Origin of the sequence: Pseudoalteromonas sp. NBT06-2, from assembly GCF_002276045.1 — a bacterium.
In the GTDB taxonomy this organism is placed as follows: Bacteria; Pseudomonadota; Gammaproteobacteria; order Enterobacterales; family Alteromonadaceae; genus Pseudoalteromonas.
Genome location: NZ_NQMR01000444.1, coordinates 1 through 364, shown reverse-complemented (window position 1 = coordinate 364; position 364 = coordinate 1). Strand labels below are relative to the sequence as shown.

The 364-nt window shown below is 40.1% G+C and carries 1 pseudogene; it reads right to left on the bottom strand.

The features are described 5' to 3' along the window. A pseudogene (locus CJF42_RS26465) lies at window positions 1-364 on the bottom strand (transposase); the annotation flags it as partial.

Sequence of the window (364 nt, the reverse complement as noted above, 5' to 3'; positions counted from 1 at the left end):
TCCCAAAACCGTCCAGTACAGTTGTCTTCTCGATTGGCTTTACGGGCAATATCTTCATTGAGGACTCGCATAAACCAGCTAATATCTGCTAACTGTGTTCGATACTCTTCAATTGTGCGATTTAAAAAGAAATACTCCGCTTTGCTAAGCTTTTCACCTTGCAGGTATTTTTGTGTCAGCAACGTGCCCTTAAACAATTTATGCCAGCGAATAAGAATGGCTTTGTCATTCAGCCTATTGGCTTTTTTATCATCCACATACAACACAACATGAGTATGGTTACTCATAACGGCATAAGCACACACCTCAATACAAAATACCTTAGCCAATTCTAGGAGTTTATCTTCAACCCATTGTCTGCGGT